Consider the following 26,688-nt stretch of genomic DNA (forward strand, 5'->3'; position numbering starts at 1 on the left):
ATTCTATCCGTTCAATAAAACGAGGAGCAGCTGTAACATGACAAAGATTGCCAACCACCTAGCCAGATTGGCAGGATAGCAGGCAATCTTATTTTCTTGACCCATGATGAGGTTTCTCAACCATTTATATTAACCTTGATGGCTGGTCATTGCGTTTCTATCCTCTACTTCAACAGTAACATCCATCGTTTGACCATCACGAGAGATTGTTATTTTCAGTTCGTCTCCCACGGCCGCGGCTTGCACAGTTTTTGTAATGTCTGCAGTGCTTGAAATTGCTGTGCCATTCACATCCAAAATAACGTCGTACTGACGAATGCCCGCTTCAAAAGCTGGTGTGCCTTGCTGCACCTCAGCAACTATGGCACCTTTTGTGCTGTTGATTTTTAAGTCTGCTAGCATATCATCCGAAATATTTTGTAGAGCTACACCAATGTATGGTGCTGGCTCTTTTGGAATCGTTTCGTTATTTTTCAGTTTTTCTACAACAGAACTAATCGTACTTGCGGGGATTGCAAAGCCCATTCCTTGCGCTTCAGCGTTTACAGCTGTATTGATACCGATAACTTCACCATTCAAATTCAAAAGCGGACCGCCGGAGTTACCTGGATTGATCGCTGTGTCAGTTTGCAGCAAATGTTTGTAATTTCGAGTACCCTGCTCATCGTCGATGCTAATCGTGCGCTCTTTGGCGCTTAAGACGCCCGTGGTTACGGAGTAATCAAAGTCATACGGGTTTCCGATCGCAACAAGCCAATCCCCTACTTGCGTATTGTCGGAGTTACCCATATTCAGAGCAGGGAGAGCTTTATCCCCATCAATTTTGAGTATTGCCAAGTCTAGATCATAGCTGCTTCCAAGTAGTTTTGCCGTAAAAGGTGTGTCGTAGCCCTGCACATAGACATTAATTTCGTCTGCGCCATTAATAACATGCTCATTCGTTAATATATAACCACTCGCGTCGAAAATGAAGCCGGATCCAATTCCATTTTCAATGGTGTTTCCGTTTTCAGTACCTTGCCCAAGTGTGTTTCTTCTATTCTGTCCAATATTCGTCTGTTTTACTTTGGTCTCGATTTTAACAATGGCTGGACTCGCAGCTTTTGCAATGGATGAGACACTTTTCGTCCCTGTAGGGGTTAACGATGCAGTTTGGACACCAGCAGTTGCCGAGTTAGCTGCAGCTGCGGCGACGCCTGATTGAATGGGCCCGGCATCATACCCAAACAGATTCATTTTATCCGATGTGAACATCAACCCACCGACAACAACCGCGCCAGCCATAAAAGCTGCAAACATAGATCTTAATTTACTGCTCCCCATCTTGTTTTCAACCTTTATATCATCTAAGTTAATCAATTTTTTCATATCTTCATTCATACGATTACCGCCTTTCTTGTGCGATTAATTTTATTGTTGTTGATAGATAGAAGTATAGGGCGCTAACCTGAAGTGTTACTTAAGTTTGGCTGATAGGCATATGAAAGTTAACTGAAAGTATGCTGAAGGTGTCGATTGGCGCAAAAAACCTCTTATTTAACAAGAACTGTTAAACAAGAGGTTTTTGTGTAGTTTATTCTCTCTCAAATTGAGAGAGAAAATAAGCATATTCCAACGGTCTACTATAAATTTTGCGTTCATAACACTTAAGTTTTTCGTATATATTTTTTTGGGGTTTTCCGTTAAGTTCAATAATCCATAACTTTCTTTGTTCATCTAATACAAAATCGACACTCAACTCTCCCAATGAACCTATATGAGTTTCTGCTTCTTTGGCGGCCATTATACTTATCTCATGCAGTGATCGGAGGATTTCATTAATCTTTTCGGGCGAAACTAATCGCGGAAGAATGTCAACAATATCATAAATGGTTTCACACATACTCGTGTTAAAGTACTGTTCATAAGCTACTCTACATGTAATGGTAGAAACTGTCCATTCTCCAAGAATATCTTTTTGGACAAGGACCCGGATATCAAAATACTGATGATCAAGTTGACTCATATGAATCCCTTGCTGAACCATGAATTTCTTTAGACGGAGTCCATCCAACTTTTCCTGAATGCTTTCATTTTTTCTACAAATATATCTTGGAGCCAAGCAGTGCAAAGAAATGTGAATATCACCATTATCCATTAGTTTAACCCGATACACAGACTTCCCCATAGATCCGTAAGAAGGCTTAATGTATATTAGTTTATATTTCTCTAATAGTTCTGATATATTCACTTCTTCATTATATAAAAATGTGTCTGGTACATAGGGTTTAAGATTTGACTCTTTTAATAGGTTATGAAGATCCCATTTATTAAAAAAATTGATATTGTTGAAACATTTATTTCTACCAATCGCCTTCTCTAGGCGTTCAATAGTTACTAATTTTTTGTTAAAACAGCGGTTATAGACGACATGAGGAAAAGGAAACGAACTTTGTTTCCATATGCCTTTTTTCAGGCTAAGTCCAATAATTCGTTGTTCCTTCCAACGTATATCGGCCGGTGTAAAAGCGTAAAGTTTCAGGTTTAGATTGTGATAACGTTGATAAAGCTCCAAAATTCTTTTTCTACTGATCCTATTAGTTACCATAATACCTATTAATGGGTTATTCTCCAATCTCATCACTCCCTAGCCTTCGATCTCTGTTATTATCTAATGCCAGAATAGACATAATGCTATGGGACAAGAACATAGATGAGTAGAAAATCAGCGAATTTATTACTCTATTAGCCTAAATTTCAATTGATAGGTATTTGCTGTGTGTATATTTTTAGGTTTTTAATATGATAAATTACGCTTGATAATAGGGAGATGAGACTATGGGAAGATGTAATTGTCCGCCAGGACCTCCTGGACCAGAAGGACCACGAGGGCCACAAGGACCTCCAGGACTAGAAGGACCCGAATTGCTTCAAGAACTTGGAGAAGCAATTGCAACAGCTGGACCCACTGGACTTGCAGGAGCACTTGGACCAGCTGGTCTTGCAGGACTTGTAGGAGCAATTGGTGAAGCTGGACCCGCTGGACTTGCAGGAGCACTTGGACCCGAGGGACTTGCGGGAATTGCGGGAGCACTTGGACCCGAGGGACTCGCAGGAATTGCAGGAGCAATTGGCGCAGCCGGACTGGCAGGACCAGCAGGACCAGCAGGACCAGCAGGACCAGCAGGGCCAGCGGGGCCAGCGGGGGCGACAGGTGCGACGGGAGCTACAGGGGCAACAGGGCCACAAGGTGTACCAGGAGGTGGAGGATTAATTCCCTTTTCAACGGGTATTATCATAAGTGGTGCTACAGTAGTATCAGCTGCTCCAATTTTAATGGGTTTTGGCAGTCACACGGTTGAAGTTATTAACGCTGCTGGAGAATCAACTAGTCCACCGGAAGCAGGTGGCTTTGCTTTCCCAATTCCCTTTAATGGTACCGTTCATGATTTACAAATAAGTGCAGATTTATTGGTTGCTTCTGAGGTTTCTATAAATACTCTCGGTCTTCAATATGATTTTACAGTATTCCGTGCACCGTCATTTCCTAATAGTGGGATTGATCATGCTTCTTCACCTTACTTGACAACTCCGCTGACTAGTTCGGTTAGATTCGGGGCTCCGAATACGACCATTACACCTGGTAACCCAACCGGTTTCCGTACTGCAACGAATAAAAATGTTGGGGGAACATTGGTAGTCGCTGCGGGCGATCGTATTGGTATTCGTGTAAGGACGCTTGATGAGACTGATCCCTCGGCAGCTGATATCACCCAACTCTCATTTAGCGCTAGTCTAATGTATACTCCTTCTTAATAATCTCTAGCATTGTAATCCGCCATATGTATCATGGGTAGCATGCAAAAGGGACAGGCGAATCATAAGCTGATTCAGCTTGTCCCCTTTGGGATTACTATCCTACTAACTCGTTTTGACCTATATTAGGCCATCCACTCTGCTTATAAATGCGATTTAATAGAAAAATAACGGCACCGCTTCTATTGCCATCTAGCCAGACCGACAGTTCCAACGGGTTTATGTGAAGGAAATGTCGCTTATGTCGATGGTTACCAACAGAGGCTCCTGTGCCTTTTGCCCGTCGGCTTGTTGGGGGTAGACCCGCCGCTTTGTCGGCACTATGCTGCCGTTGACTTCGCGGTAATCGGATGCGTAATTGGCGCCGGTCGCGCCACCCATCACATTGACCGTATAGTCATGCCGACGCAATAAGCCGTCTTCCCCGAAATAAGAAATCTGCTCGCGGCTATGACTGGCGATATGGTCAGGGAATGTAATTTTTAAACGGCGCCATGTTTCGCCGTTTTCCTGCCACGGGGCCAGTTCCTCGGTAACGAAACCGGGATACGTATATAAAAAGGGGTGAGTCAGATAAAACCACATCGCATAACTGGCGAAATAAACCACATGCAGAGCCGATACCTTTATTTTATGATATCCTTTTTCTTAACGATAAATTGGAGCGCCAAGCGGGGATGAGCCAGCCCCTCCATCTACGCTAATTTCAGCACCCTGGACAAAGGAAGAGTCATCTGAGGCCAGGAACAGTGCGACTTTTGCTATCTCCTCCGGTTCACCCATGCGGTTCAGCGGAACCATACGCGAAAGAATGGGATCCATTTGTGCAATTCCTTCAGGTTGCCCCCAAATTGGCGTCCGCGTCGCTCCCGGTACGACGGTGTTCACGCGAATGCCGCGCGGTGACAATTCGGAAACCAGCACGCTCGCCATACTTGTGACCGCCCCTTTACTCGCCGCATAGGCCGACCATCCCGGGCTTCCAGCCTTAGCAAGAATCGAGCCGTTTAAGATCACCGATGCCCCCGCCTTCAGATGAGGCAAAGCGGCTTGAACAGTAAAAAAGACTCCGGTAACGTTAACCTTGAGGATCTCCTCAAAAACGGAAAGCTCTGTCCCACCTACTGGCGTTTGACCAGAAATGCCTGCATTAGCGAATACGACATCCAGACGGCCGAATTTTTCAAACGCTGCGGCCACAGCTTTTTCCGCACTAGTTGGATCGGCGGCATCAGCCTGAACAGCAATAGCGTTGGTGGTGCCAATCTCCTCCACTGCCGAGTTTAACGCGACCTGATTACGGCCGGTAATAACGACCATTGCGCCTTCTGCCACAAACAATTTTGCGGCTGCCAATCCAATACCACTGCTACCCCCAGTAATTAATGCAACTTTCCCATTCAGTTTTCCCATATTCTATTGCTCCTTTGTGATTTATAGTTTTCGTCTCTTCCATTTCTTTTTTTGAGAACGATCATTCTCAAATAAATAAATAAATTTAGTTGATCTTTAAATTTGATATTGTTGTTTCAATTATTTGCTTTAATTTCTCTCTGTCGACTGTCGTCTTCGCCAAAACCCGCAGCCCAGTAAATGCATTATTAAAATAACACGACAGCCATTCCGCATTGAGCGTTTTGTCAAGTTCGCCCGATTGTTGACCTGCCTCAATAAGCTCACGTATCAATTTCTCGATATAGGTCAAGCTCTCATTGACCCAAGCTATGGACTCAGAATCAAGTAGAGCCAACTCGCCCGCGGTATTTACCATCAGACAGCCTTTAGGAAACTCTTCCCCATCCCGTCTAATTGCCGTTTCTAACACCAGCCTAATAGTTTCCTTTGCAGAAATGGATCCATTAATAATGTGTTTAATATATTTACCTATCATTTCACTATATCGTATTAACGCCTTGATATACAAGGAATGCTTATCGCCAAAGGAGTCATACATGCTTCTCTTGTGATCCCCAAATGTGAGTCTAAGTCCATCATGGAAGTCTTCTCATAACCCTGTTCCCAGAATAACAGCATGGCTTTGAGCAACACCGCATCCTCATCAAATTCCTTGGTTCTGGCCATTCCAATGATTCCTCCTTTCGATTAGATCTTAGCATATTGAGAACGATAGGTAAAGAATTATTTATACATCATAGGCGATGTTCTTATGCATTGTTTTATCTCTCTTTAAACGTATAAGTGGATAACGATAAGTCAATACTTGGAACAACCTCTGTGAGGTAAGGAGAGAGAGTGTGAAGATGCAGTCAACAGAAAAAATCACGGGAACTCAGCTAGGCTTTTTAATAATGAATTTTATCGGTTCCACCGTCATCTTAACCATTCCTGGATGGATGGTGATGATTGCAAAGCAAAATGGTTGGATATCCTTTATTCCTTCTACTACAACAGGTTTATTAACTCTGTGGGCGCTGATTACACTCGCCAATCGTTATCCTGGTTTGACGATTATACAATACAGTTCAAAAATCTTAGGGAAATGGTTAGGGAAATGTTTGGGATTGTTTTACATTTATTTTTGGCTTAATGCTATTTCGGTTATGACCATACAGCATACCTTTTTTATTAAAACGCTTCTATTACCAAAAAGTCCGACCATAGTAGGAAGTCTGACATTATTGATCCTATGCGGCATAGCCGTTATTGCTGGGATTGAGGTCATAGGAAGATGTAATGAGTTTCTTACACCCTTGATCTTGGTTTTTTTGATTCCGATCTTGATTCTGGCGATTGGGGAAGCAGATCCCGTCCGGCTAAAGCCTTTTTTAGGAGAGGGAATACTGCCGGTATTGCAAGGAGCTATCATTCCAGCAGGAGCATTCATGAATCAAGTATTTATATTAGGATGGCTCCTTCCTTATTTGAATCAGCCGAAAAAGGCTTTCAAGGTCTCGCTGATTGCGTATTTCAGCCTTTCCATTATTGTATTTACCATTATATTACTTACGATTATGGTCCTCGGTACATTATCAGGTAAACTGACCTATTCATTTTTAAGTCTCATGCAATATATAGGTATTGAAGGTTCATTTGAACGTCTGGAGGCCATCGCTGTTGCGGTGTGGGTGTTGGGGAATTTTGTGAAGGTATGTGTATCGTTGTTTATATTATGTCTTTGTGTAAGCCAGCTTTTCGGGATCCGAAATTATCGTGATATCGTAGCTCCGCTAACACTTTTGACCATCATTGGATCGGCTTCCATTTTCAAAAGTGCCGCGGAGCTTCAAGCTTATCTTGCTTTCATTTACCCGAGTGTGGGTTTTATCACACAGAGCCTCATACCGTTGTCACTTCTCATGATAGACACTATAAAAAGAAAAGTGGACCATTCAATGCATTAAAAGCATTTTTCCGATGGGTTCAAAAATAATTTTGAACGGGAAAACTATGCTCGGTATGTCAACACGGGCAATTAATAGGGATCCGGAAATGGATGATACTCCCATTAAAACGCCGTATATCGCTGCTTCCTTGCTTTTTTGCATACTCAGCAAGGATTGGATTCTAAAAAAAGACCATACAACCAATATACATACATATCCCACGATTTGGACGATCATTTTATGATCTCCTTTTCCTTCAAATGTAATGGAGGACCTGCCATCCCGCTTCCGATTATATTTAACTTAACTGCAACGGAAACGTCTACCTCCGGAAACTTATGATCCCATTGTTCTTTCAACACTTTCCATTGTTTTGGCTTATCACGGTAAATTTCTTGGCCGAAACCCACACTATCAACTTTGTACCGCTTCTGGACTTTGGATAATGTATCCAGGACTTGTTTCTCGACCGTTTTCTCTAATGCTTTCTGTACAAGTCTAAGATTCTCTGGCAAACTGATATCCAACGGGGTATTATTTTCCCAGATAGCTCCTTCCCCTTCCAGCTGAATCTTGAATTTGATCTTATCACCACTTATCTCCGAGGTGATTTTTCGGTTTGCTTTGTCCAGAACCAACCCCACTATTCCGTCACCTTCTGGTAATCTGACGTTGATTCTACCACTCTTCATTCTACCTGTAACCCAAAGAAATCCATTTGTTTCATTCTCGTTTAGATAACCGACTAACTTGAAATCCTTGAAAATGGCAGTTCCAGCTAGCTTAAATATATGGTTTTCTTTCACTCCTTCTGATAAACCCTCAGGCATTATGACTCCCAAAATAGGACTGATCCCATCACTTGATGACGCTAAAAAAAAGTCTCGCAGTGTAACCGCCAACTCGCTTCTTAAAGCTTCCATTTCCTTGATTGCTTCGCTGGGAGCTTGTTCAAAAGGGTAATTAACTTTCAGAAGTCTCCGCCCTTCTGCCCCCTTTACAACCATCATGTAGGTTTTTAATCGTTGCTTCGATTCGTGGGTGTAAACATCGAGAATATCTTGAATCCCGTGTTTGGATAACGATTCACCTATAAAAATAACGACGCGATGTGCGGTAAACAACCTGCGCGAACTTTTTTTCTGAAGCCTATAGAACGCTTCATTAATATTCTTTCCAACAGCCGATATAACAAAAAACTTCTCTTTTTGGCTTCCTCCACTCCCTGGTCCCCCTTGAGCGGAGGCAGGGATGACAATTTGATGCGATAATAAATATTCCCCATTATCCGTTAAGTCAAATGCCGTACCCGCAATGAACGCAAGATCATTAATCTCCGTACGATCCCAACAACCGCTTGTGGTTAATATTGTGAATAGTAAGCCGATGCATAGGAATGGTTTCATTCTGAAGTTCCTTTCCTTTTCCTCGCAGATTCTGGACTTGGTTTTTGACCTGCCGGTTCACGGACCAAATTATTAGATCCTGTTGCCTGTGGACGACGAGTTTTAGCCCATATTGGCGCCTGGATGATTACATCCTTCAAATCCGTGATGGTCATCGGGGCTGCCGGAGTGAAATAAGGGACGCCGAAAGAACGAAGTGACGTGACATGTAACAAGATGCCTAAAAAACCCAGTACAATGCCATAAAGTCCAAGCGTACCCGCCAAGAATAGCATCGGAAAGCGAAGAACTCGGATTCCATTTGCAAAACTATATCGTGGAATTGTAAACGCTGCAATGCCAGTAATCGATACGATAATGACGACTGGAGCTGAAATAATTCCCGCCTGCACAGCTGCTTGGCCGATGACCAATGCCCCAACAATGCTTATCGCTTGCCCGATTTGTTTGGGTAATCGAATCCCTGCTTCCCGCAATGCCTCAAATATAATTTCCATTATTAAGGCTTCGAACACAGCCGGGAAAGGAACAGGCTCCCTAGAGGAGGCAATACTCAGAACGAGATTAGTCGGAATCATTTCCTGGTGGAAGGTCGTAATCGCAACATATAGGGGAGGAGCAAATATGGCGATACTGATGAAAAGGAATCGAATCCACCGCACAAAAGTTGCAATGGGCCAGCGAATATAGTAATCCTCGCTTGCCTGGAGTCCACTCCAGAATGTCATGGGAACAATTAATACAAATGGAGTGGTATCGACAAGAATGGCTATTTTCCCTTCCAATAGCTCTGCAGCTACAACATCTGGTCGCTCTGTACTATGCACTAGTGGAAAAGGAGAGAAAGGTGAATCCTCAATAAATCCCTCTATGTAGCCTGAATCGAGGATCCCGTCGATTTGAATCCGAGATACCCTTTTTCGAACTTCCTCAACTACAGATTCGGAAACAATACCAACTATATAACTAATGACTACTTGGGTTTGAGTAAGCTCCCCGAGCGTAATGGATTCCATTTTTAGTCGAGATGTTTTAATTCTATTTCGTATTAGACCAATATTCGTTGAAATCTTCTCGATAAATCCATCCCTAGGACCGCGAATGACAGGTTCAGATGAAGGTTCTTCAAGGCTTCGTTGTGCTGTACCGCAAACCTTGACCATCAACGCATTGCTGTCTCCTATTGTAAGAACGGCTGCATGACCCTTTAACACATGACTAACAATGTCAGTTACTTTGGATGTCATATTCGTCGTTCCTATAGAGATAATCTGGTCATCCAGAGATTCTGTTGTTTCATTTATCAAAGTATCTTGTTTTGTAAAATTAAATATCAATGGTTTCAATACATGATCGTCAATCAATTTTTCTTCAACCAGACTTTCAAGGTATATGATAAGCCAATGATTTTCTCCAGCCAGCCGAACTTTACGGAATACCATATCAGAGCTGTTTTGGAATATACGCTTAAAAATCATCTCATTTTGTTCTAAATCCGAGCTTAAGCTGGGGTTCTCTTCATCATCAGTTTGATGAGCCTCCGGCATATTTGGAAACTCAGGTTTAATGTGCATCCATTTCCTAAACCATTTCACTAAATAGACCCCCAAAAGAAAACACTGATTCAACTATTCTTCCAATTTACGTCAAAATTATTCTTAAGCTAGTTCGATGTCGAATAAAGACTTCATAACATTTATTATGTAAACAATTATCCCTTCCTGCTAGCATTTTTATTTAACGAAATTAACGATTCAATTACTGAGAAAGCTACAATTTCAAAAAAAATAACCTGCTAATCAGGTTATTTTCACCTTCTATCTCAGGTACCGCAAAAGGTTTGGTAAGGACAGTCTGATAACGCAGGCAATGTAGAGTAATCAGCCTGTTCAGGGGAGTGCGCGAAGGGTCTCGACAGAGCATCAAGAAGCCTATCCATCACGCTGTAATCACCTTGTTTTACCGCGGCTTCTAAAGCGTCTTCTACCCGGTGGTTACGGGGGATTATCGCAGGATTGCTGCTGCGCATCAGCTGATGTGAGGAGTCTTTCGTTTCCTGCTGCCTGCCTAGTCTCTCCTGCCACTGCTCCTGCCATTGAGTGAATTCCGTGGTGCCGTACAGGGCTGTCTCTTCCGGCTTATCAAAAGTTAATGCGCGGAAAGTATTGGTATAGTCCGCACTATACTTCTGCATCATCGTGAGCAGGTCTTTAATAAGAGATTCATCCTGCTGTTCTTCATGAAACATTCCCAGTTTTGCCCTCATGCCCGCGAACCAATTGCGGTGATACACCTCGGAAAAACTCGCAATCGCTCCCTCGGCTAGTTTGACTGCTTGCTCCTCGTCGTCATGAAGCAACGGAAGTAAGGTTTCAGCAAATCTGGCGAGATTCCATGCGGCAATATAGGGCTGATTACCATAGGCATAGCGGCCCTGCTTGTCAATAGAACTGAATACGGTTGCCGGATCATAGGCATCCATGAAGGCGCAAGGACCGTAATCAATGGTTTCTCCACTAATCGCCATATTGTCGGTGTTCATCACTCCATGAATAAAGCCAACGAGCTGCCATTTGGAGATGAGTACGGCCTGCCGCTTGATCACTTCCTGAAGTAAGAAAAGGTAGCGGTTCTCATCAGCAGCTTCAACTTCTGGAAAATGTCTTTGCAAGGTGTAATCAGCCAGGGCTTGGAGATCCTGGGCAGTGCCATATTTAGAAGCATACTGAAAAGTTGCGACGCGCAGATGACTGGCAGCAACGCGGGTAAGAATGGCACCGGGCTGCTCGGTTTCACGGAATATGGACTCGCCGGTTGTTACCACCGCTAGGCTGCGTGTAGTAGGAATACCAAGCGCATGCATGGCTTCACTGATGATGTATTCACGCAGCATCGGACCAAGTGCCGCTCGACCATCGCCCCCGCGGGAGTAAGGCGTCCTACCTGATCCCTTAAGCTGAATATCAACCCGCATACCTTGGGGAGTGATCTGTTCGCCAAGCAGATGAGCCCGGCCGTCCCCTAACCGGTTAAAATGCCCGAATTGATGCCCCGCATAGGCTTGGGCAAGAGGCAAAGCGCCTTCAGGAATCTGGTTGCCAGCCAGCACCGCTGCACCATCATTGCTTTGCAGTGATTGGACCGTTAACCCCAAGGATGTTGCCAACTGATCATTAAGAATAATGACCTTCGGTGAGCGAACAGGAGTTGGATTAATTCTGGTAAAAAGTGATTCCGGTAGACGAGCATAACTGTTATCGAAGTTCCATCCTGTTTCTATCTTTGTTTTTTTCTCTGTCATCATAGCTCCTTTTTCATTTGTCTTTTGTTTTTTAGTATTTCTAACCTGTTAGACTTATATTATCACAGTTAACCGCCTTCAACTGAAACGCTTTGTTAGCTCTTACTATTATGTCCCACAGTGATGACTACACTTCCCTTTTTGTGTCCTTTATCTACATATCGGTGAGCCTCGGCAGTCTGCTCCAACGGATATCGTTGATCGATGACTGATTTTATCTTACCCGCCTCATACAGTTCTTTAAGGAAGATTAGATTTTCTTTACTCTGCATTAAGCCAGCTGTCGCAAACATTGCTTTTTTGCCGCCGATCCTTGAAGTCCATAACATTTGCAGCACAATGGACAGCTTAGGGACAGTAGAAAGATAGACACCTCTCGGAGTTAGCGATGCTTTACATTGAGCAAATGAACGTTTGCCTACCGCGTCGAAAATAACATCATAGGACTGGTTGGCTTGTGTAAAATCCTCTTTGGTATAGTCTATTACCTTATCAGCTCCCAATGACCTCACCAAACTTACATTCGTAGTACTACATACTGCTGTAACTTCTGCCCCATAGAACTTGGCAAGCTGAATCGCATGAACACCTACCGATCCTGAAGCGCCATTGATCAGGACTTTTTGTCCGCTCTGTATCTTTGCCTTATCTCTAAGAAAAGTCAACGCAGTTGTTGCCCCATCGCAGACGGCTACGGCTTCTTCATAAGACATAGAGGACGATTTGATTGCTAGCGGGGCGTCTTCAGACAGACATTTGTACTCGGCATGAGAACCAGAGATCTTTGCACTTAAACCAAAAACCTGGTCGCCTACTTTATATAATTTCACATCCTTACCTACTGCCTCAATTTCCCCGGCAAGCTCAAACCCCAGTATGGGGTTTTTCGGTTTGCTAAGACCGTAAAAAAGTCTAACAATAAACGGGTCGCCTTTTCGAAAGGCGCAGTCCGCTGGCCCTACTGTTGCCGCGCATATTCTGATCCGTACTTCATTGTCCTTGGGGGTTGGCTTATCTACCTCTCTAAGCTGAAGAACATCAGGCGATCCATATTTAGTGCATACGATTGCTTTCATTTTACTCCTCCTGTACGTTAACCTTTACTAAAAGTAAAGTATTATATACACAATGTAATTTATAATATACGTCGTGTCAAGATTAATATACACTAACTTGTCACTTATTTAGCCAATCATCCAATAAAGGAAAACGATTTGCCTTTTGTTCTTCCGCTGGTCATTTTTCCAGACAAAATATCATATGGTGTTAATTGAACCATTGAACCATTCTTCGTGAGGCGGGTGAACTTAGTGTTCGAGCAGAACGATCATGGATCGAAATATTTTGAGAAAATGTTGAATATCATTGATGTCGGTGTTCATCTAATTGATAACAAGGGAATAACCATTTTTTATAATGATAAGATGGCAGAAACCGATGGTTTTAAGAGCGAACAAGTTGTTGGAAAGAACTTCTTCGACCTTTTTCCTTCCCTAACGAATGAAACGAGCACCTTCATTAAAGTTCTACAGACAGGCATAGAAATAAGAGAAAAAATTCAAACATACGTAAGTGTAACCGGGAAACGGATCACTACCATTAACAGTACGTATCCTCTTTTGGAAAATGGTGAAATCATTGGTGCTTTAGAAGTGGCTAAGGATATAACAAGCATTGTTCATCTCCACGACCAAATCCTTGATCTCAGGCATCAAATCTACGAATCACCGTCAAAAGATAAGAAAAACGCCAGCTCCGCTCGTTACCATTTCAGTGATTTAATTGGCAAAAACGAGACCTTCCTACAAACAGTCTCCTTCGCCAAGAAGGCTTCACGTACTAGCTCTCCTGTTTTGATATCCGGACCAACCGGTACCGGTAAAGAATTGTTTGCCCAGAGCATACACAACGCAGGAGCCCGCCGAAACCGTCTATTTATTGCCCAAAATTGTGCGGCAGTCCCCAACGAGCTTATGGAAGGTATTATGTTCGGAACTGCGAGAGGCGCGTTTACTGGCGCTATTGACCGTGCTGGATTATTTGAGCAAGCTAGCGGCGGAACTCTTTTTCTGGATGAGTTAAACAGTTTGGATTTATTTTTGCAGGCCAAACTATTGCGGGTACTTCAAGACGGGATTGTTCGCCGAGTCGGGGGAACCCAGGAACAGCATGTCGATGTCCGCATCATTACCGCCATGAATATAGATCCGAAGGAAGCATTAGACAAAGGATTGCTGCGCAGCGATCTCTTCTATCGGCTAAATGTCGTGAGTCTGTACCTTCCTCCTCTTGTGCAAAGAAAAGAAGATATTCCTCTCCTCACCCACCACTTTATTGATACATTTAATCACATATTCGGCATGAAAATAACAGGCATTACGCCAGCTGCAATGAATAGCTTAATGAACTACCATTGGCCCGGCAATATACGAGAATTAAGCCATGCTATTGAATCCACATACAATATGATGGAGCTGGAATGTGAAATCATTGAAGAAAATCACCTTCCCGCTTACTTCTTAGGGAATCATATAAAAACAGCCTCTCTCTCTCTTCAATCCGCTCCGTGGGGTGACCAAATGACAACTAACTCTGCCGGTAGATTGACTGATAAAATGAAGCAAATGGAAAAGGAAACCATCACTGATGCACTGGAAAATCATCAATATAACATCACGCACACCGCACAAGCACTAGGAATCAAGCGCCAAGCTTTACAATATAAACTGAGCCGCTACGGCATCGTCAAAAAGCCATAAACATTATCAGATCAATCAGTTCAAGACTCCGACAGGAGTCTTTTTTGCATTTCTGTTTGCGTGGAAATGTTGGCACGCTTTTTGCATCTTACTACTTATGAGAAGGCATCATTACTGGAGGTGCAATAATGGAACGACGTGACTGGAAGCAAGTTGAGCTATGGAAAAACGTAACGGATGAGCAGTGGAATGATTGGCTTTGGCAGCTGACACATACCATTCGTACTTTGGAAGATCTGAAGAAAGTAGTGAATTTAACACCCGAGGAAGAAGAGGGGGTTCGGATTTCAACGCAAACCATTCCATTAAATATTACCCCCTATTACGCATCATTGATGAATCCAGATGACCCGAGATGCCCGATTCGCATGCAATCTGTTCCCATTTCCGCCGAATTATTGAAAACAAAGTATGATCTCGAGGATCCCCTCTATGAGGACGAAGACTCCCCTACCCCTGGGTTAACACATCGTTATCCTGACAGGGTTCTATTTCTAGTAACGAATCAATGCTCGATGTACTGCAGATACTGCACTCGCCGCCGTTTCTCCGGTCAGGTGGGCATGGGGGTTCCCAAAAAACAATTGGATGATGCGATTGCTTATATTCGAAATACACCAGAGGTGCGCGACGTTCTGCTTTCTGGCGGGGATGGACTATTAATTAACGACAATATTTTGGAGTATATTTTGAAAAATTTGCGGGCGATTCCCCATGTTGAGATCATTCGTATCGGTACGAGAGCTCCAGTTGTTTTCCCGCAGCGGATCACGGAGCATTTATGCAGCATTATCAAAAAATATCATCCGGTTTGGCTGAATACCCATTTTAATCATCCTTTGGAAATGACGGACGAAGCGAAAAAGTCCTGCGAAATGCTAGCGAATGCCGGTGTACCTTTAGGCAATCAGTCGGTGATTCTGGCTGGTATCAACGACAGTACCTATATTATGAAGAAGCTTATGCATGATCTAGTGAAAATTCGTGTTCGTCCTTACTATATTTATCAATGCGATTTATCTGAAGGGATCGGTCATTTCCGGGCACCCGTTTCCAAAGGTCTTGAAATTATCGAATCGCTTCGCGGCCACACCTCCGGGTATGCGGTACCTACCTTCGTCGTTGACGCTCCAGGAGGAGGCGGGAAAATCGCACTTCAGCCTAACTATTTGATCTCACAAAGCCAAGATAAGGTCATTCTGCGTAATTACGAAGGTGTCATCGTCGGTTACCCCGAGCCGAAAAACTATGTACCGGGCCGTGCAGACGAATATTTCAATGAAATATTCGGTATCGAGAAACAGCCGGAAAGCACTGGAATTATTGCTCTCATGAAAGATGAAAAATTTACACTAGTGCCAGAAAATTTGCACCGGATCGGCAGAAGAAAAATTTACCAAGATACACCAGAGCACGCGTCGTTGAAGGATCGTCGGCCAAAGAGAGATGAAATGAAAGACAAATTGATGAAAGCTCAGCAGAGGGTTAATAAGGAGGATAATGAAAGTATTGCGAATACAGAAAGCCCAGAATCTTAAATGTCAAAAAGACCTCGCCTACGCCAAACATCATTTGCGTGGATGAGGTCTTTTCCCATGTGTCGCCTACTTTTTAAAACAAATCAATTTCTGCTCCGTCAATTCCTGAATGGTATACTTCACACCTTCACGCCCAGTCCCGCTTTCCTTAACGCCTCCATACGGCATGTGGTCCACACGGAAGGTGGGAATATCATTAATCATGACGCCGCCTACCTCTAAAGCTTCAGCAGCGGCAAAGGCCGTTCGGATATTTTCTGTATAAATACCCGCTTGAAGTCCATATTTGGAGTCATTAACCAATCGTATGGCTTCCTCTATCGTGGAAACTTTATTGATCATCACAATCGGGGCAAAAACTTCTTGGCAAGATATTTTAGATGAAGAATCAACATGAAGCAATACTGTAGGTTGGACGATATTACCGTCTTTCCTATTACCGGTCGCGACTGTAGCGCCAAGCTTCTCAGCTTCTGCGATCCATTGCAAAGAACGCTCAGAGTCGCGAAGACCGATTAAAGCCGAAACATCCGTAGCGGGATCCAAAGGATCACCTAAATGAAGCGTCTCTGTCTGTATGACGAATTTACTGACGAATTCATCAAAAAGCTGCTCATGAACATAAATGCGCTGTAGCGAAATGCAAACCTGACCTGCATAGGAAAATGCGCCTGTGACCGCTCTTGCGATCATGGCATCCACATCAACCCCTTGATCCACAATGAGAGCGGAATTGGACCCTAATTCTAAAATCACCTTTTTCAAGCCTGCTTTGTTGCGGATTGCGATCCCAACCTCCGGACTTCCAGTGAAAGTCACGGCCTTTATTCTATCATCTCTCACTAGACAGTCCCCAATCACGCTTCCACTGCCAGTAACTACGTTTAGAGCACCTGCCGGAAGACCCGCCTGCTGCAAAAGCTCTGCTAAAAACAAAGCGGATAAAGGCGTTTGGCCGGCTGGTTTCAATACGATGGTGTTGCCCGCAGCGATGGCTGGGCCTACCTTGTGTGCAACCAGATTCATCGGAAAATTGAATGGTGTGATGGCCGCAACAACCCCCAAGGGCTGGCGGATCGTGTACGCTACGCGGTCCTCTCCCCCCGGGGCAGCATCCATAGGGATCGTTTCACCGTGGATCCGCTTCGCCTCTTCTGCGGCAAATTTGTAGGTTGCGATTGTTCTCTCTACCTCAAGCCTCGCCGTTTTTAACGGTTTAGCTGCTTCTAGCGCAATCAGACGGGCGCACTCTTCCGACTTCTCTCGGATTAAAGTAGCCAGCTTCTCTAAAATCGAGGCCCGTTCATGCGCCGGCATACTCGCCATTATAGGCCTGGCTCTTTCAGCAGCCTCAATCGCACGCGCAACTTCGGCTGCTCCTGCATACGCGACCTCAGCGATTTGTTCACCGCTGTAGGGAGAGAATAAAGGACGATACTCGCTTGCTTCCACCCATTTCCCGTCGATGAATAGATGCTTCCTCATGCTGCGCCCCCTTCCTTGTTAGCGTTTTGCTTAAGAAAACTGACATCGTAAGCATAGGCTTATGAAGGAATATTCTTACTAATACACGCCTTAACAGCCTGCTCCAGAACATCCAATCCCTCAGCAAGCTGCTCATCCGTGATGACCAGCGGACTTAGAATACGAATCACATTGCTGTATAGACCAGCCCCCATCACGATGACCCCGTGTTGATGCGCCTCCTTTAAAATCTGAGTCGTTAGCTCTTTATCTGGTATTTTCGTCACCGGATCCTTCACCAACTCAATCGCACTCATCGCGCCCAACGTTCGTACGTCGCCAATGCAACCAACTTCCTGCTGCAGCCGGAGAAACCGTTCGCTAACCGCTGCCCCAATCGATACAGCCCGTTCAGCCAGCCGATCCTCCTCTAGCATTTCAATTACTTTTAATGCAGCTACACAGCCAAGCGGGCTGCCTCCATAAGTACCCCCGATTTCACCGATATCGGGTGCATCCATGATCTCCGCCCGTCCGGTCACGGCACTAATTGGGAGCCCGGCGGCAATCGATTTGGACATTGTCATCAGATCCGGCACAACTCCGTAGTGCTCCATCGCAAAGTTCTTCCCTGTCCGTCCGAATCCAGTCTGCACTTCATCGGCAATTAGCAGAATACCGTATTTCTCGCACAACACCTTCACACCTTGAATAAACCGGAGGGATGGTATGACAAAGCCTCCTTCTCCTTGAACCGGCTCCATAATGATAGCAGCAACCTCATCACCAGGGACTTCCGACAAGAAGAAGTCCTCGAATTTCTGCAATATTTGATCATCCACCTCATCCGGTAACATCCCTAAAGGGGCACGATAGTAGTAAGGATAGGGCATTTTGTACGTATCAGGAGCGAAAGGGCCAAAGCCGTTCTTATAAGGCTTTACCTTGCTGGTTAAAGACATAGCCATATAGGTTCTGCCGTGAAAGCCGCGTTCAAAGGAAATCACGGCTCTTCGCCCCGTATATTTACGTGCAATTTTCACCGCATTTTCAACAGCCTCTGCACCGCTGTTCAAGAAGAACGTTTTCTTCTTATGATCCCCTGGGGTCAACGCATTGAGCTTCTCAGCCAATGCCACGTATGGCTCATACATCATGACGTGAAAGCAGGGATGCAGATACTGATCCAGCTGGGACTTCAGCGCTTCCACGACTTTAGGCGGACAATGCCCGACATTTAAGGAACCTATCGCCCCCGCAAAATCGATAAAGGTATTCCCGTCAACATCCGTGAACAGCGCCCCCTCCCCTTTAGCCGCAAAGGTAGGAACTGTATGGAAAGGACCTCTCGGGATATTCGCCATGCGCCGCTCTAGCAGAAGCTGAGCCTGAGGACCCGGGATCGCCGTCTTCATATCAATATATTTCGTAAGTCTTGGGTTCCGATCCATCCCTACGCCTCCATTTCATCAAAACCACACCAATGAATCAGGGTCAATGCGATGATCTCCGCTGCTTCAAACACATGATCCAGCACAATGTGCTCGTTCGGATAATGGGCCACTTGAGTGATGCCTGGACCGAAAACGATACAAGGCGTTTCTCCAAGCTGCGTTAGCAATCCGCCGTCTGTTCCCCATGGCGATGCTTCAATTCTAGCTTCTTCTTGCTTAACCTCCCTATATTGCTCCTTAAGAACCCTTATCAAATCATGCCCAGGATCGACGCTGCCTGGGACCCAACGGGCTCCAAACCATTCAACTACAGGCGGATGTTCTTCAAACCAAGGGTCTTTTCCCTTAAGCTCCTCCATCCAACGGGCCATTTCCTCCTTAGCCTCATCAAGCTTTTCCTCAGGTGCAACGCCCATTCTTCCCTCTAACTTGACAGTGTCCACTACGGAGGAAGGCCAATTCCCTCCATGAATGACCCCTATATTAATAGGGATTGGAATAGGGTTTTGAGCGTACAAAGGATCCGAGATACGGGCATTTCTTTGCTCCTCAAGCTCACGGATATGCTGCATCACGATCATGCTTTTCTCAATGGCACTAACCCCTTCGTATCTGGTTCCGCCATGTGCTGAACGGCCTTTGACCTCGATGCGAAACCACATAGAACCCTGCTGCTTTGGAAATATGCGTAAATTGGTAGGCTCAGGAATGAGGGCTGCATCTGCTCGATATCCCTTCACGATCGCAGCTAGAGTCCCTACTCCGCCGCTTTCCTCTTCAATGACGCTTTGAATTATGACGTCGCCCTTCAAACTAATGCCAAGACTCTGAATAGCCTCCACAGCGAGAAGGAGAGAGACGTTTCCGCCTTTCATATCCGTTGCCCCACGTCCATACAGCTTCCCATCCACCACATTGCCGCTAAAAGGATCATCTTGCCATTGATCCCGATTCCCTTCCGGAACGACATCGATATGACCATTTAGTAGGATAGAACGTCCACCTCCGGACCCCTTCATGACACCGACTACATTGGGACTGCCTGTAAAACGGTTTCTAGGAGAACAAAAATAAGGATGTGTCTCAAGGGTCTCTCCATCCGGTTCCCATACATCAACGTCTAGTCTCAACTCACGAAATTTATCGGCAATTAAGGTCTGGACTTCCTTCTCATTGCCTTGTGTACTAGGTATCCTGACCATATTCTGCAGCAAACAGGTTCCTTCTTCGCGATGAAGCCTAATCCACTCATGAATTTGCTTTTGCAGCTCAGCGTTCAGATTGGGCAAAGGAATTCCCTCCTTCAGATAGGCATATGAAGACGCGTCTACAACACACGTTTATGGAATGTACGAGATGTTCTCCGGAATGATCAATTTAGCCTCCGTGTGATTTACAACGTCCTCTATCGTATAAGGCAGCATGATTTCTTTTAAAAGCAATCCTTGATCCGTGACCTCCATCACGGCCATTTCCGTAACAATCAATTTGACACATTCCCGCGCTGTTAGCGGCAAGTCACATTGTTTTTTAACTTTGGATTCCCCCTGCCGGTTGACATGATTCATAAGCACGATGACTTTTTTGGCTTTTTGCGCAAGCTCCATCGCCCCTCCGATCCCTGCCACCCGCTTCCCCGGTACAATCCAATTGGCCAAATCCCCGCGCTCACTGACCTCTAGCGCCCCAAGTATTGTGATATCGATATATCCCCTGCGTATCATGGCAAAAGCAATGCTGCTATCGCAGTAGGAAGCCCCATTGGTAATCGTGACGGGGTATCCTCCTGCGTTGCAGAGAAAAGCATCTTCTTCCCCAGGAAGCGGGGCACCCCCTGCACCCAATATCCCATTTTCCGCATGAAAAACAACGTGAATGCCTTCAGGAACGTAATCTGCAACTTGGGTCGGGATGCCGATTCCTAGATTGACAGCCATGCCGTCCTTTAATTCTTGAGCAGCCCGCTTTGCTATACGGACGCGGGTTTCTTTTCCCATACCCATTCCCAAGTCACCCCTCTGCTCAATATCACCATATCTACAAAAATGCCCGGTGTTACAATGTTTTCGGGGTCAAGCTCGCCTAGCGGTACAATCTCATCGACTTCCGCAATCGTAAATTTCCCAGCCATGGCGACCAATGGATTTAGATTTCTGCCGCTTTTATCATAGACAAGATTCCCGTACGGATCGGCTTTTTTCGCATGAACAATGGCAACGTCCGCCGTCAATGCCGGCTCCACCAGATATTTTTTCTCGTCGATGGAAACGGTCTCCTTTCCCAGCTCCATGATCGTTCCAACGCCGACATCCACCAATATACCGCCAAGACCTACGCCGCCTGCCCGGATTTTTTCCGCTAAAGTTCCTTGCGGGTAAAACACCACCTCCATGGTGCCTTCCTCCATCCTTAGACCAGCGTTAGGATTGGAGCCGATATGAGAGGCAATCACCTTCTTTACTCTGCCTGCTGTGATTAATCTACCAATGCCGATGTGCGGAAATCCAGTATCATTGCCAATGATCGTGATATCTTTAATCCCCTTTTGCAACATACCTTCGATCATCGTTGGAGGGGTTCCAATGCCGCCAAACCCGCCATACATCAGCGTACAGCCATCGGTTATCACTTGAAGTGCCTCTTCCAAGGTCCTTACTTTGCCGGATGCGACCGCATGTGTGTTCTCATATGGCTCCATCAAATCTCCTCCAATACGGATCGGGTAACCTCAGCCATGACTTCCCGAATAGATTCATCCAAAATCCGCACGAGCTGATCGATTTCTTCTTCTGTAATCACAAAAGGAGGGGCCACAATAATGGCATCCCCTACCCCGTCCACCGCGCCTGCCGCAGGATACACGAGAAGGCCTTTTTGGAAAGCTACTTCGACGATTCGAGAGGTGACACCTAGCCCAGATGGAAACGGCAGCTTGTTGGTCCGATCGGAAACAAATTCTATAGCCAGCAGAAGTCCTCTACCCCTTACATCGCCGATGGTCTCGATCTGGTCAGCCATTTGGCGCATCTTTCCCAGCAAATAGCTGCCCTTGATCTCTGCTGCCCTAACTAACTGATGCTTTTCGATATAGGCAAGAACCGCAAGTGAAACTGCCGCCGATTGGGGATTTGCGCTATAGGTGTGGCCGGACATGATACTTTTGGATCCCTTCAAAATAGGTTCCATCACGTGATCTTTGGCAAGCGTTGCCGCCATCGGCGTATATCCGGCGCTCATGCCTTTTCCTAGAGCTATCAGATCCGGTTCGACGCCATAGTGCTCCATACCGAACATAGCTCCTGTGCGGGCAATCCCCGTCATGACCTCATCGGCGATGAATAAGATCTCATTCCGCTCGCAAATCTCTTTGATCCTCGTGAAATATCCTTCGGGTGGTACAATAGCACCGCCTGCAGCTCCGATTATCGGCTCTGCAATAAATGCGGCGATATGTTCGGCGCCGATCCGCTTTATAGCGGTTTCCAAATCGTCCGCACACGCTAACTTGCAATCTGGATAGGTCTTGTTCAAAGGACATCGGTAGCAATAAGGGGGCACGACGACCGGAAAGTCCTCCAATAACGGAATAAATCGTCTTCTTCTAAGTACATGGCCTGACATCGAAAGAGCGCCCATCGTTATACCGTGATAGCTCATCCGTCTTGAAATCACTTTATTTTTACCTTGGCGCCCCTTCTCCTGCCAGTGTTGGATGGCAATCTTCATCGCCGTCTCCGTAGCTTCGGACCCGCTGTTCACAAAGAAAGCCCAGTAATCATTGCCTGGCGCCAAATCGCTCAGCTTCTTTGCCAGCTTTTCGGCTGGTTCACTTGTAAACTGAGAGCGGTAGACAAAAGAGACCTTGCCCGCTTGCTCCAGCATCGCATCGATGATTTCATGAACCCCGTGCCCGATTCCGGCTGTCACAGCACCCGAGGATGCATCTATATAGGCTTTGCCTTGATCATCGTACAAATAAACACCTTTTCCATATTGAATGGTGGGATAATGGTGGTCCAAAACCGGCTTGATTAAATGCTCCCGCTTCATTAAGCCCCCCCCTTTGTTAACCATCGCTACGGTTTTATTTGAGAAACATATTCTTAACCCGCGGAGCCTTCAACAGATCTTCATAGCGAAATGTAGTTCCAAGAGCAGACACATCATGCCAATAAAGTGTCTCTTCGATTTGCTGCGCGGTGCTCTCCAATACGTAAGTACGACAGTTGGAACATTCGATAGCGGGAACTTCCAAAATCTGAACTGCCACTCGCCCATCCGGCAAAACCCAGTAGCAATCTTTCACGCTTTCACGGATATCCTCCGTTTCACACCACATGCATTTCATACACTTCCTCCTTTATATTTGTTTAGAACATTCTTATCTCTACCTGATTACTATGCAAAATAGATGCCAACTTTTCGAAATAGGCATCCAGACTTCTATCAGGGTAAGTTTTCGCGGGAAAAGCCGCCAAATATTTTGCAGCTGCTATTTTTTTGGCAGCAAAATTAATAATTCATACGGTATTGCTCACAGACTTTACCTATCGTGGTCTTGGTTTACAGTTGGCACCATTTTTGCGAATAGATGAATGGAACGATTTTAGGGAGAAAGGGGAATGCAGGATGCCAAATAATCTGCCAACGTACACGAATCAGGTTGAAAGAGGCGACGATTACACGGTAAGCTTTTGCCTCGATTTTTTTAATAAAAGGTTGCGGGTGGATGACTATCAGGGGAATGTGGATGCCCTCTGCAAGCGAATAGCCGAAATTGCCAAAGCTAATGCATTAACCAAAGTGTTTATTAAATCGCGAGAGGATGACTGGCAAACCTTTCTATCCAAAGGCTGCATGCTGGAGGGAATTTATAAAGGATATTTCAACGGTCGCGACGCTTACTGTATGGCACTGTATGATGATCTTGAGCGGCGGACTAGCGATTATTGGATGGAGGAGGATCACATTCTAAAACAAGTGCTAGCTCTTCCCCTCAAGCCAGGTCGGCCCTTGGTTCCGGAACAATGTACACTGCGTATAGCTCGGACGGAGGATGCTGAGCGGCTTGCTGTCTTATACGATCAAATATTTCAAACGTACCCGACACCGATGAATGATCCTTTGTACGTTGAAAAAACAATGCGGGATGGAACGATTTATTATCTCGTAGAATCGCCGCATCAACTGATTAGCGCCGCCTCCGCTGAGATCAATTCGGTCTACGCCAATGCGGAAATGACGGATTGCGCCACTCTCCCTGCCTATCGTAATCAAGGACTCATGAGATTGCTTATGCATGCCTTGGAAGATGAATTACTCGCGCGAAACATTACTTGCGCCTACTCCTTATCCAGAGCCCTATCTTTCGGTATGAACGCTGTTTTCTTCCAGATGGGATACCGTTATTACGGCAGACTAACGAAAAATTGCGATATTTACGATAAATTTGAGGACATGAATTTGTGGACCAAGATGTTGAAGTGAATTTGCCCCCTTTAAACTATATGCGTTTCCTTCTCAGGGAAGAAGAAATGCCTAACTCCTCCCGATATTTGTTCACAGTGCGGCGAGAAATTTGAATGCCTTCCTTCATCATTAGCTCTGCCAGCTTCTGGTCGGAGTAAGGCTTCGCATGGTTTTCCCCATGGATCCATTCCTTTATTCTCGCTTTTACGCGCTCCGAGGACGCTGGATCTCCTAGGTCCATTTGCAAACCGGAGGGAAAGAAATACTTCAGCTCGAAGATGCCCCATGGCGTTTGGGCATATTTGCCAGCCGTCGCGCGGCTGACCGTCGATTCATGCACATTGAGTTTATCGGCAATATACTTCAAAGTCATCGGTTTGAGATGCGAAGCACCCTTCCAAAAAAAATCGGTCTGTTCCTCCACGATGGCTTGCGCTACGCGGAATATGGTCTTTCGTCTTTGCTCCAAACACTTCAGGAAGAACATCGCTGAGTTTATTTTACCAAAGAGGAACTTTGTTGCTTCGTAATTGTCGCTGCCATCCTTCGCCATTCGTTCGTAATAACCATTAACGGAGAGGCGGGGCGATGCTGCTTGATGAATCAGCACAACGAGCTGCTCACCTTCCTTTTCGATGATGACCTCGGGAATAATATAGGGCACTGCTTCTGTATGAAATGCTGCCCCAGGTCTAGGATTCAATCCTTTGATTACTTCAATCGCAGTCTTAATTTCTTGAGCAGTCACTTGCAGTATCGTCGACAATTTATGAATGTGATAATCAGCCACATCCTTCAGATGACTACGAATGAGTACGGATACTAACGGAAAGCACTCCGACAAGGACTGAACCTGAAGAAGCAGACATTCTCTCAAATTTCTTGCTCCTACGCCGACGGGCTCAAAGCCCTGTAAGATCCTCAGCGCAAGCTCTGCTTGAGCAAGATCAACCTTAAATACGTCGGAAATTTCATTTAAGGAGGATCCAAGGTAGCCATTATTGTCCAGATTTCCGATCATAAACGTGACAATTTTACGAATAGTTGGCGGGATTTTTTTTGCAAAGCTCAACTGCTCCTTTAAATGCCTTTCCAGGGTCACCTCATTCGACGGGGCATGTTGTAAGGGGTCATAGATTTGATCATTCCTCCCTATTGCATTAGGGAATTTACGAGTGCCATTATACGCATCCCATTCGTTTCCGGTGAATTCCAATACCGGGTTATCATTCATCTCCTGCTGGATAACCTCCAACAATTCCGGTGTCGAGAGCTGGAGAATCGTTATGGCTTTTCGCAATTGCGGAGTTAACCGCATTTTGGCGGTTTGCTGTTGGAACATTCCGTATCCTGGGCGCATGTACATCACCCCTTTATGTTTTTGCTTATATATGTATTCAGGTACGATCCCTTTTTGTCCATTTCGACTTGAAAAGAAAGAAGACACCGTTTGAAGTAACGGCGTCTTCTCCTATTTACACTAAATTCCGAATCTTTGATGGTCGGAGTTGGCCTCAATACATCGCCGGTAAACGGCTGCGGTTTTATTTGATTAACAATATTAATTATTAATGTAATTAAATATAGGCCAAATCAACATTGTTATTTTTCATAATCGTTACTACATACATTTTGCTTGTCATTTACAGCATGGATCCCATACTCGCGGCCGATACCAGAATGTTTGAAACCGCCAAAGGCGCTTTCATCACAAATCCTACACCGTCCACCACCCAGAATGAACGGAGTGGTTTTTCTATCAGCAATATTTGGGGATCTCTATAACCATTCTCGCAAAAAAGATATACTTTCTTTGCGCATTTTCTGTAACTCCACGTTCTTTTGCCGTGGTACAAGTTCTTCAGCATCAAGCGTGTTCATCGCGATCGGTTTTTCCATAACTAGATGCTTTCCAGCGTTCAAAACATCTAGCCCAATGCGGGCATGACTTCCGCTTGAAGTCGTCACACAGACGATATTTACATCCGGACTATGGATCAACTCTTGATAAACTGTCGTACAAGCGCAGTTCTCCTGCTTCGCAATCGCTTTCACTCTTGCTTCATTACGGCTGAAAAACAAAGGTTAAGCTTGCGTCCTCAATTTCGCGGATTGCCTCGATATGAAAGTCAGCGCCGGATCCGCATCCAATAATGCC

24 protein-coding genes are annotated in these 26,688 nt (G+C 45.1%); 5 read left to right on the top strand and 19 right to left on the bottom strand.

Going from position 1 to position 26,688, the window contains the following annotated elements; all coding sequences use genetic code 11:
• Window positions 1-129: 129 nt before the first annotated feature.
• Window positions 130-1,380, bottom strand: coding sequence for a S1C family serine protease (locus tag QFZ80_RS16180; protein WP_307545463.1), 1,251 nt, complete (start codon window positions 1,378-1,380; stop codon window positions 130-132).
• Between the two features lie 193 nt (window positions 1,381-1,573).
• Complete coding sequence (locus QFZ80_RS16185) at window positions 1,574-2,620, bottom strand: YheC/YheD family endospore coat-associated protein (RefSeq protein ID WP_307555469.1); 1,047 nt, start codon at window positions 2,618-2,620, stop codon at window positions 1,574-1,576.
• 197 nt (window positions 2,621-2,817) lie between these two features.
• On the opposite strand from QFZ80_RS16185, the gene QFZ80_RS16190 reads away from it, so the two are divergent.
• A complete protein-coding gene (locus tag QFZ80_RS16190) occupies window positions 2,818-3,795 on the top strand; it encodes a collagen-like triple helix repeat-containing protein (RefSeq protein WP_307545459.1) in 978 nt (325 codons plus the stop codon).
• Between the two features lie 219 nt (window positions 3,796-4,014).
• Here the strand turns inward: QFZ80_RS16190 and QFZ80_RS16195 are convergent, their stop codons facing one another.
• From QFZ80_RS16195 to QFZ80_RS16210, 4 genes are all read right to left on the bottom strand, one after another.
• Complete coding sequence (locus tag QFZ80_RS16195; protein WP_307545457.1) at window positions 4,015-4,404, bottom strand: hypothetical protein; 390 nt, start codon at window positions 4,402-4,404, stop codon at window positions 4,015-4,017.
• Between the two features lie 39 nt (window positions 4,405-4,443).
• Window positions 4,444-5,208, bottom strand: a complete 765-nt coding sequence (locus tag QFZ80_RS16200; protein ID WP_307545455.1) for an SDR family NAD(P)-dependent oxidoreductase — start codon at window positions 5,206-5,208, stop codon at window positions 4,444-4,446.
• Window positions 5,209-5,293: 85 nt separating this feature from the next.
• On the bottom strand, window positions 5,294-5,620 hold the full coding sequence (locus tag QFZ80_RS16205; RefSeq protein ID WP_307545452.1) for a TetR family transcriptional regulator C-terminal domain-containing protein: 327 nt from the start codon (window positions 5,618-5,620) through the stop codon (window positions 5,294-5,296).
• A gap of 80 nt (window positions 5,621-5,700) precedes the next feature.
• Window positions 5,701-5,877, bottom strand: a complete 177-nt coding sequence (locus QFZ80_RS16210) for a hypothetical protein (protein WP_307545451.1) — start codon at window positions 5,875-5,877, stop codon at window positions 5,701-5,703.
• 179 nt (window positions 5,878-6,056) lie between these two features.
• Here QFZ80_RS16210 and QFZ80_RS16215 point away from each other — a divergent pair, with 179 nt between their 5' ends.
• On the top strand, window positions 6,057-7,157 hold the full coding sequence (locus QFZ80_RS16215; RefSeq protein ID WP_307545449.1) for a GerAB/ArcD/ProY family transporter: 1,101 nt from the start codon (window positions 6,057-6,059) through the stop codon (window positions 7,155-7,157).
• Window positions 7,158-7,372: 215 nt separating this feature from the next.
• Here QFZ80_RS16215 and QFZ80_RS16220 read toward each other — a convergent pair whose 3' ends face one another.
• From QFZ80_RS16220 to QFZ80_RS16235, 4 genes are all read right to left on the bottom strand, one after another.
• On the bottom strand, window positions 7,373-8,545 hold the full coding sequence (locus QFZ80_RS16220) for a Ger(x)C family spore germination protein (protein WP_307545447.1): 1,173 nt from the start codon (window positions 8,543-8,545) through the stop codon (window positions 7,373-7,375).
• The gene (locus tag QFZ80_RS16225; RefSeq protein ID WP_307545445.1) at window positions 8,542-10,140 is read right to left on the bottom strand and encodes a spore germination protein; all 1,599 of its coding nucleotides are present in this window, start codon (window positions 10,138-10,140) and stop codon (window positions 8,542-8,544) included. Before QFZ80_RS16225 ends, QFZ80_RS16220 begins: the two co-directional genes overlap by 4 nt.
• A 227-nt stretch (window positions 10,141-10,367) precedes the next feature.
• Complete coding sequence (locus QFZ80_RS16230) at window positions 10,368-11,846, bottom strand: protein adenylyltransferase SelO (RefSeq protein ID WP_307555467.1); 1,479 nt, start codon at window positions 11,844-11,846, stop codon at window positions 10,368-10,370.
• A 95-nt stretch (window positions 11,847-11,941) separates the two neighbouring features.
• Window positions 11,942-12,922, bottom strand: coding sequence for an NAD(P)-dependent alcohol dehydrogenase (locus tag QFZ80_RS16235; RefSeq protein ID WP_307545443.1), 981 nt, complete (start codon window positions 12,920-12,922; stop codon window positions 11,942-11,944).
• A 276-nt stretch (window positions 12,923-13,198) separates the two neighbouring features.
• Between QFZ80_RS16235 and QFZ80_RS16240 the strand changes: the two genes are divergently transcribed.
• Entirely contained in the window at window positions 13,199-14,605 is a 1,407-nt protein-coding gene (locus QFZ80_RS16240) for a sigma-54 interaction domain-containing protein (protein ID WP_373460104.1), read from the top strand.
• Between the two features lie 128 nt (window positions 14,606-14,733).
• A complete protein-coding gene (gene kamA / locus QFZ80_RS16245) occupies window positions 14,734-16,143 on the top strand; it encodes a lysine 2,3-aminomutase (RefSeq protein ID WP_307545440.1) in 1,410 nt (469 codons plus the stop codon).
• Between the two features lie 66 nt (window positions 16,144-16,209).
• Here the strand turns inward: kamA and QFZ80_RS16250 are convergent, their stop codons facing one another.
• Genes QFZ80_RS16250 through QFZ80_RS16280 form a run of 7 tightly spaced genes read right to left on the bottom strand, consistent with a single transcriptional unit; the run spans window position 16,210 to window position 23,409 of the window.
• Window positions 16,210-17,628: an aldehyde dehydrogenase family protein gene (locus tag QFZ80_RS16250; RefSeq protein ID WP_307559987.1), complete on the bottom strand. Its 1,419-nt coding sequence runs from the start codon at window positions 17,626-17,628 to the stop codon at window positions 16,210-16,212.
• Window positions 17,629-17,687: 59 nt separating this feature from the next.
• Window positions 17,688-19,058 carry a 4-aminobutyrate--2-oxoglutarate transaminase gene (gene gabT / locus QFZ80_RS16255; RefSeq protein ID WP_307545436.1) on the bottom strand — a complete coding sequence of 457 codons (1,371 nt, stop codon included), beginning with the start codon at window positions 19,056-19,058 and terminating at the stop codon, window positions 17,688-17,690.
• Window positions 19,059-19,060: 2 nt separating this feature from the next.
• Window positions 19,061-20,341 carry a peptidase gene (locus QFZ80_RS16260; protein WP_373460410.1) on the bottom strand — a complete coding sequence of 427 codons (1,281 nt, stop codon included), beginning with the start codon at window positions 20,339-20,341 and terminating at the stop codon, window positions 19,061-19,063.
• Between the two features lie 60 nt (window positions 20,342-20,401).
• Window positions 20,402-21,064, bottom strand: a complete 663-nt coding sequence (locus QFZ80_RS16265) for a 3-oxoacid CoA-transferase subunit B (protein WP_307545434.1) — start codon at window positions 21,062-21,064, stop codon at window positions 20,402-20,404.
• Complete coding sequence (locus QFZ80_RS16270) at window positions 21,031-21,759, bottom strand: CoA transferase subunit A (protein ID WP_307545432.1); 729 nt, start codon at window positions 21,757-21,759, stop codon at window positions 21,031-21,033. Before QFZ80_RS16270 ends, QFZ80_RS16265 begins: the two co-directional genes overlap by 34 nt.
• Entirely contained in the window at window positions 21,759-23,111 is a 1,353-nt protein-coding gene (locus QFZ80_RS16275) for an aspartate aminotransferase family protein (protein ID WP_307545430.1), read from the bottom strand. Before QFZ80_RS16275 ends, QFZ80_RS16270 begins: the two co-directional genes overlap by 1 nt.
• 34 nt (window positions 23,112-23,145) lie before the next feature.
• Window positions 23,146-23,409, bottom strand: a complete 264-nt coding sequence (locus QFZ80_RS16280; RefSeq protein ID WP_307545428.1) for a YokU family protein — start codon at window positions 23,407-23,409, stop codon at window positions 23,146-23,148.
• Between the two features lie 281 nt (window positions 23,410-23,690).
• Between QFZ80_RS16280 and ablB the strand changes: the two genes are divergently transcribed.
• The gene (ablB, locus tag QFZ80_RS16285) at window positions 23,691-24,548 is read left to right on the top strand and encodes a putative beta-lysine N-acetyltransferase (protein WP_307545426.1); all 858 of its coding nucleotides are present in this window, start codon (window positions 23,691-23,693) and stop codon (window positions 24,546-24,548) included.
• Window positions 24,549-24,564: 16 nt separating this feature from the next.
• Here the strand turns inward: ablB and rpoN are convergent, their stop codons facing one another.
• Together rpoN and QFZ80_RS16295 are read right to left on the bottom strand one after the other, a co-directional pair.
• Entirely contained in the window at window positions 24,565-25,890 is a 1,326-nt protein-coding gene (gene rpoN / locus QFZ80_RS16290) for an RNA polymerase factor sigma-54 (protein WP_307545424.1), read from the bottom strand.
• Between the two features lie 419 nt (window positions 25,891-26,309).
• Window positions 26,310-26,612, bottom strand: coding sequence for a Gfo/Idh/MocA family protein (locus QFZ80_RS16295; protein WP_307559989.1), 303 nt, complete (start codon window positions 26,610-26,612; stop codon window positions 26,310-26,312).
• Between the last annotated feature and the right edge of the window lie 76 nt (window positions 26,613-26,688).

The organism is Paenibacillus sp. V4I7 (assembly GCF_030817275.1).
GTDB lineage: Bacteria > Bacillota > Bacilli > Paenibacillales > NBRC-103111 > Paenibacillus_E.

What these genes read in the sequence shown, in the direction of transcription:
- QFZ80_RS16180 (WP_307545463.1), bottom strand. Translation starts at nt 1,380, where the DNA reads ATGAATGAAGATATGAAAAAATTGATTAACTTAGATGATATAAAGGTT.
- QFZ80_RS16185 (WP_307555469.1), bottom strand. Translation starts at nt 2,620, where the DNA reads ATGAGATTGGAGAATAACCCATTAATAGGTATTATGGTAACTAATAGG.
- QFZ80_RS16190 (WP_307545459.1), top strand. Translation starts at nt 2,818, where the DNA reads ATGGGAAGATGTAATTGTCCGCCAGGACCTCCTGGACCAGAAGGACCA.
- QFZ80_RS16200 (WP_307545455.1), bottom strand. Translation starts at nt 5,208, where the DNA reads ATGGGAAAACTGAATGGGAAAGTTGCATTAATTACTGGGGGTAGCAGT.
- QFZ80_RS16210 (WP_307545451.1), bottom strand. Translation starts at nt 5,877, where the DNA reads ATGGCCAGAACCAAGGAATTTGATGAGGATGCGGTGTTGCTCAAAGCC.
- QFZ80_RS16215 (WP_307545449.1), top strand. Translation starts at nt 6,057, where the DNA reads ATGCAGTCAACAGAAAAAATCACGGGAACTCAGCTAGGCTTTTTAATA.
- QFZ80_RS16220 (WP_307545447.1), bottom strand. Translation starts at nt 8,545, where the DNA reads ATGAAACCATTCCTATGCATCGGCTTACTATTCACAATATTAACCACA.
- QFZ80_RS16230 (WP_307555467.1), bottom strand. Translation starts at nt 11,846, where the DNA reads ATGACAGAGAAAAAAACAAAGATAGAAACAGGATGGAACTTCGATAAC.
- QFZ80_RS16235 (WP_307545443.1), bottom strand. Translation starts at nt 12,922, where the DNA reads ATGAAAGCAATCGTATGCACTAAATATGGATCGCCTGATGTTCTTCAG.
- QFZ80_RS16240 (WP_373460104.1), top strand. Translation starts at nt 13,199, where the DNA reads ATGTTGAATATCATTGATGTCGGTGTTCATCTAATTGATAACAAGGGA.
- kamA (WP_307545440.1), top strand. Translation starts at nt 14,734, where the DNA reads ATGGAACGACGTGACTGGAAGCAAGTTGAGCTATGGAAAAACGTAACG.
- QFZ80_RS16250 (WP_307559987.1), bottom strand. Translation starts at nt 17,628, where the DNA reads ATGAGGAAGCATCTATTCATCGACGGGAAATGGGTGGAAGCAAGCGAG.
- gabT (WP_307545436.1), bottom strand. Translation starts at nt 19,058, where the DNA reads ATGGATCGGAACCCAAGACTTACGAAATATATTGATATGAAGACGGCG.
- QFZ80_RS16265 (WP_307545434.1), bottom strand. Translation starts at nt 21,064, where the DNA reads ATGGGTATGGGAAAAGAAACCCGCGTCCGTATAGCAAAGCGGGCTGCT.
- QFZ80_RS16270 (WP_307545432.1), bottom strand. Translation starts at nt 21,759, where the DNA reads ATGGAGCCATATGAGAACACACATGCGGTCGCATCCGGCAAAGTAAGG.
- QFZ80_RS16275 (WP_307545430.1), bottom strand. Translation starts at nt 23,111, where the DNA reads ATGAAGCGGGAGCATTTAATCAAGCCGGTTTTGGACCACCATTATCCC.
- QFZ80_RS16280 (WP_307545428.1), bottom strand. Translation starts at nt 23,409, where the DNA reads ATGAAATGCATGTGGTGTGAAACGGAGGATATCCGTGAAAGCGTGAAA.
- ablB (WP_307545426.1), top strand. Translation starts at nt 23,691, where the DNA reads ATGCCAAATAATCTGCCAACGTACACGAATCAGGTTGAAAGAGGCGAC.
- rpoN (WP_307545424.1), bottom strand. Translation starts at nt 25,890, where the DNA reads ATGCGCCCAGGATACGGAATGTTCCAACAGCAAACCGCCAAAATGCGG.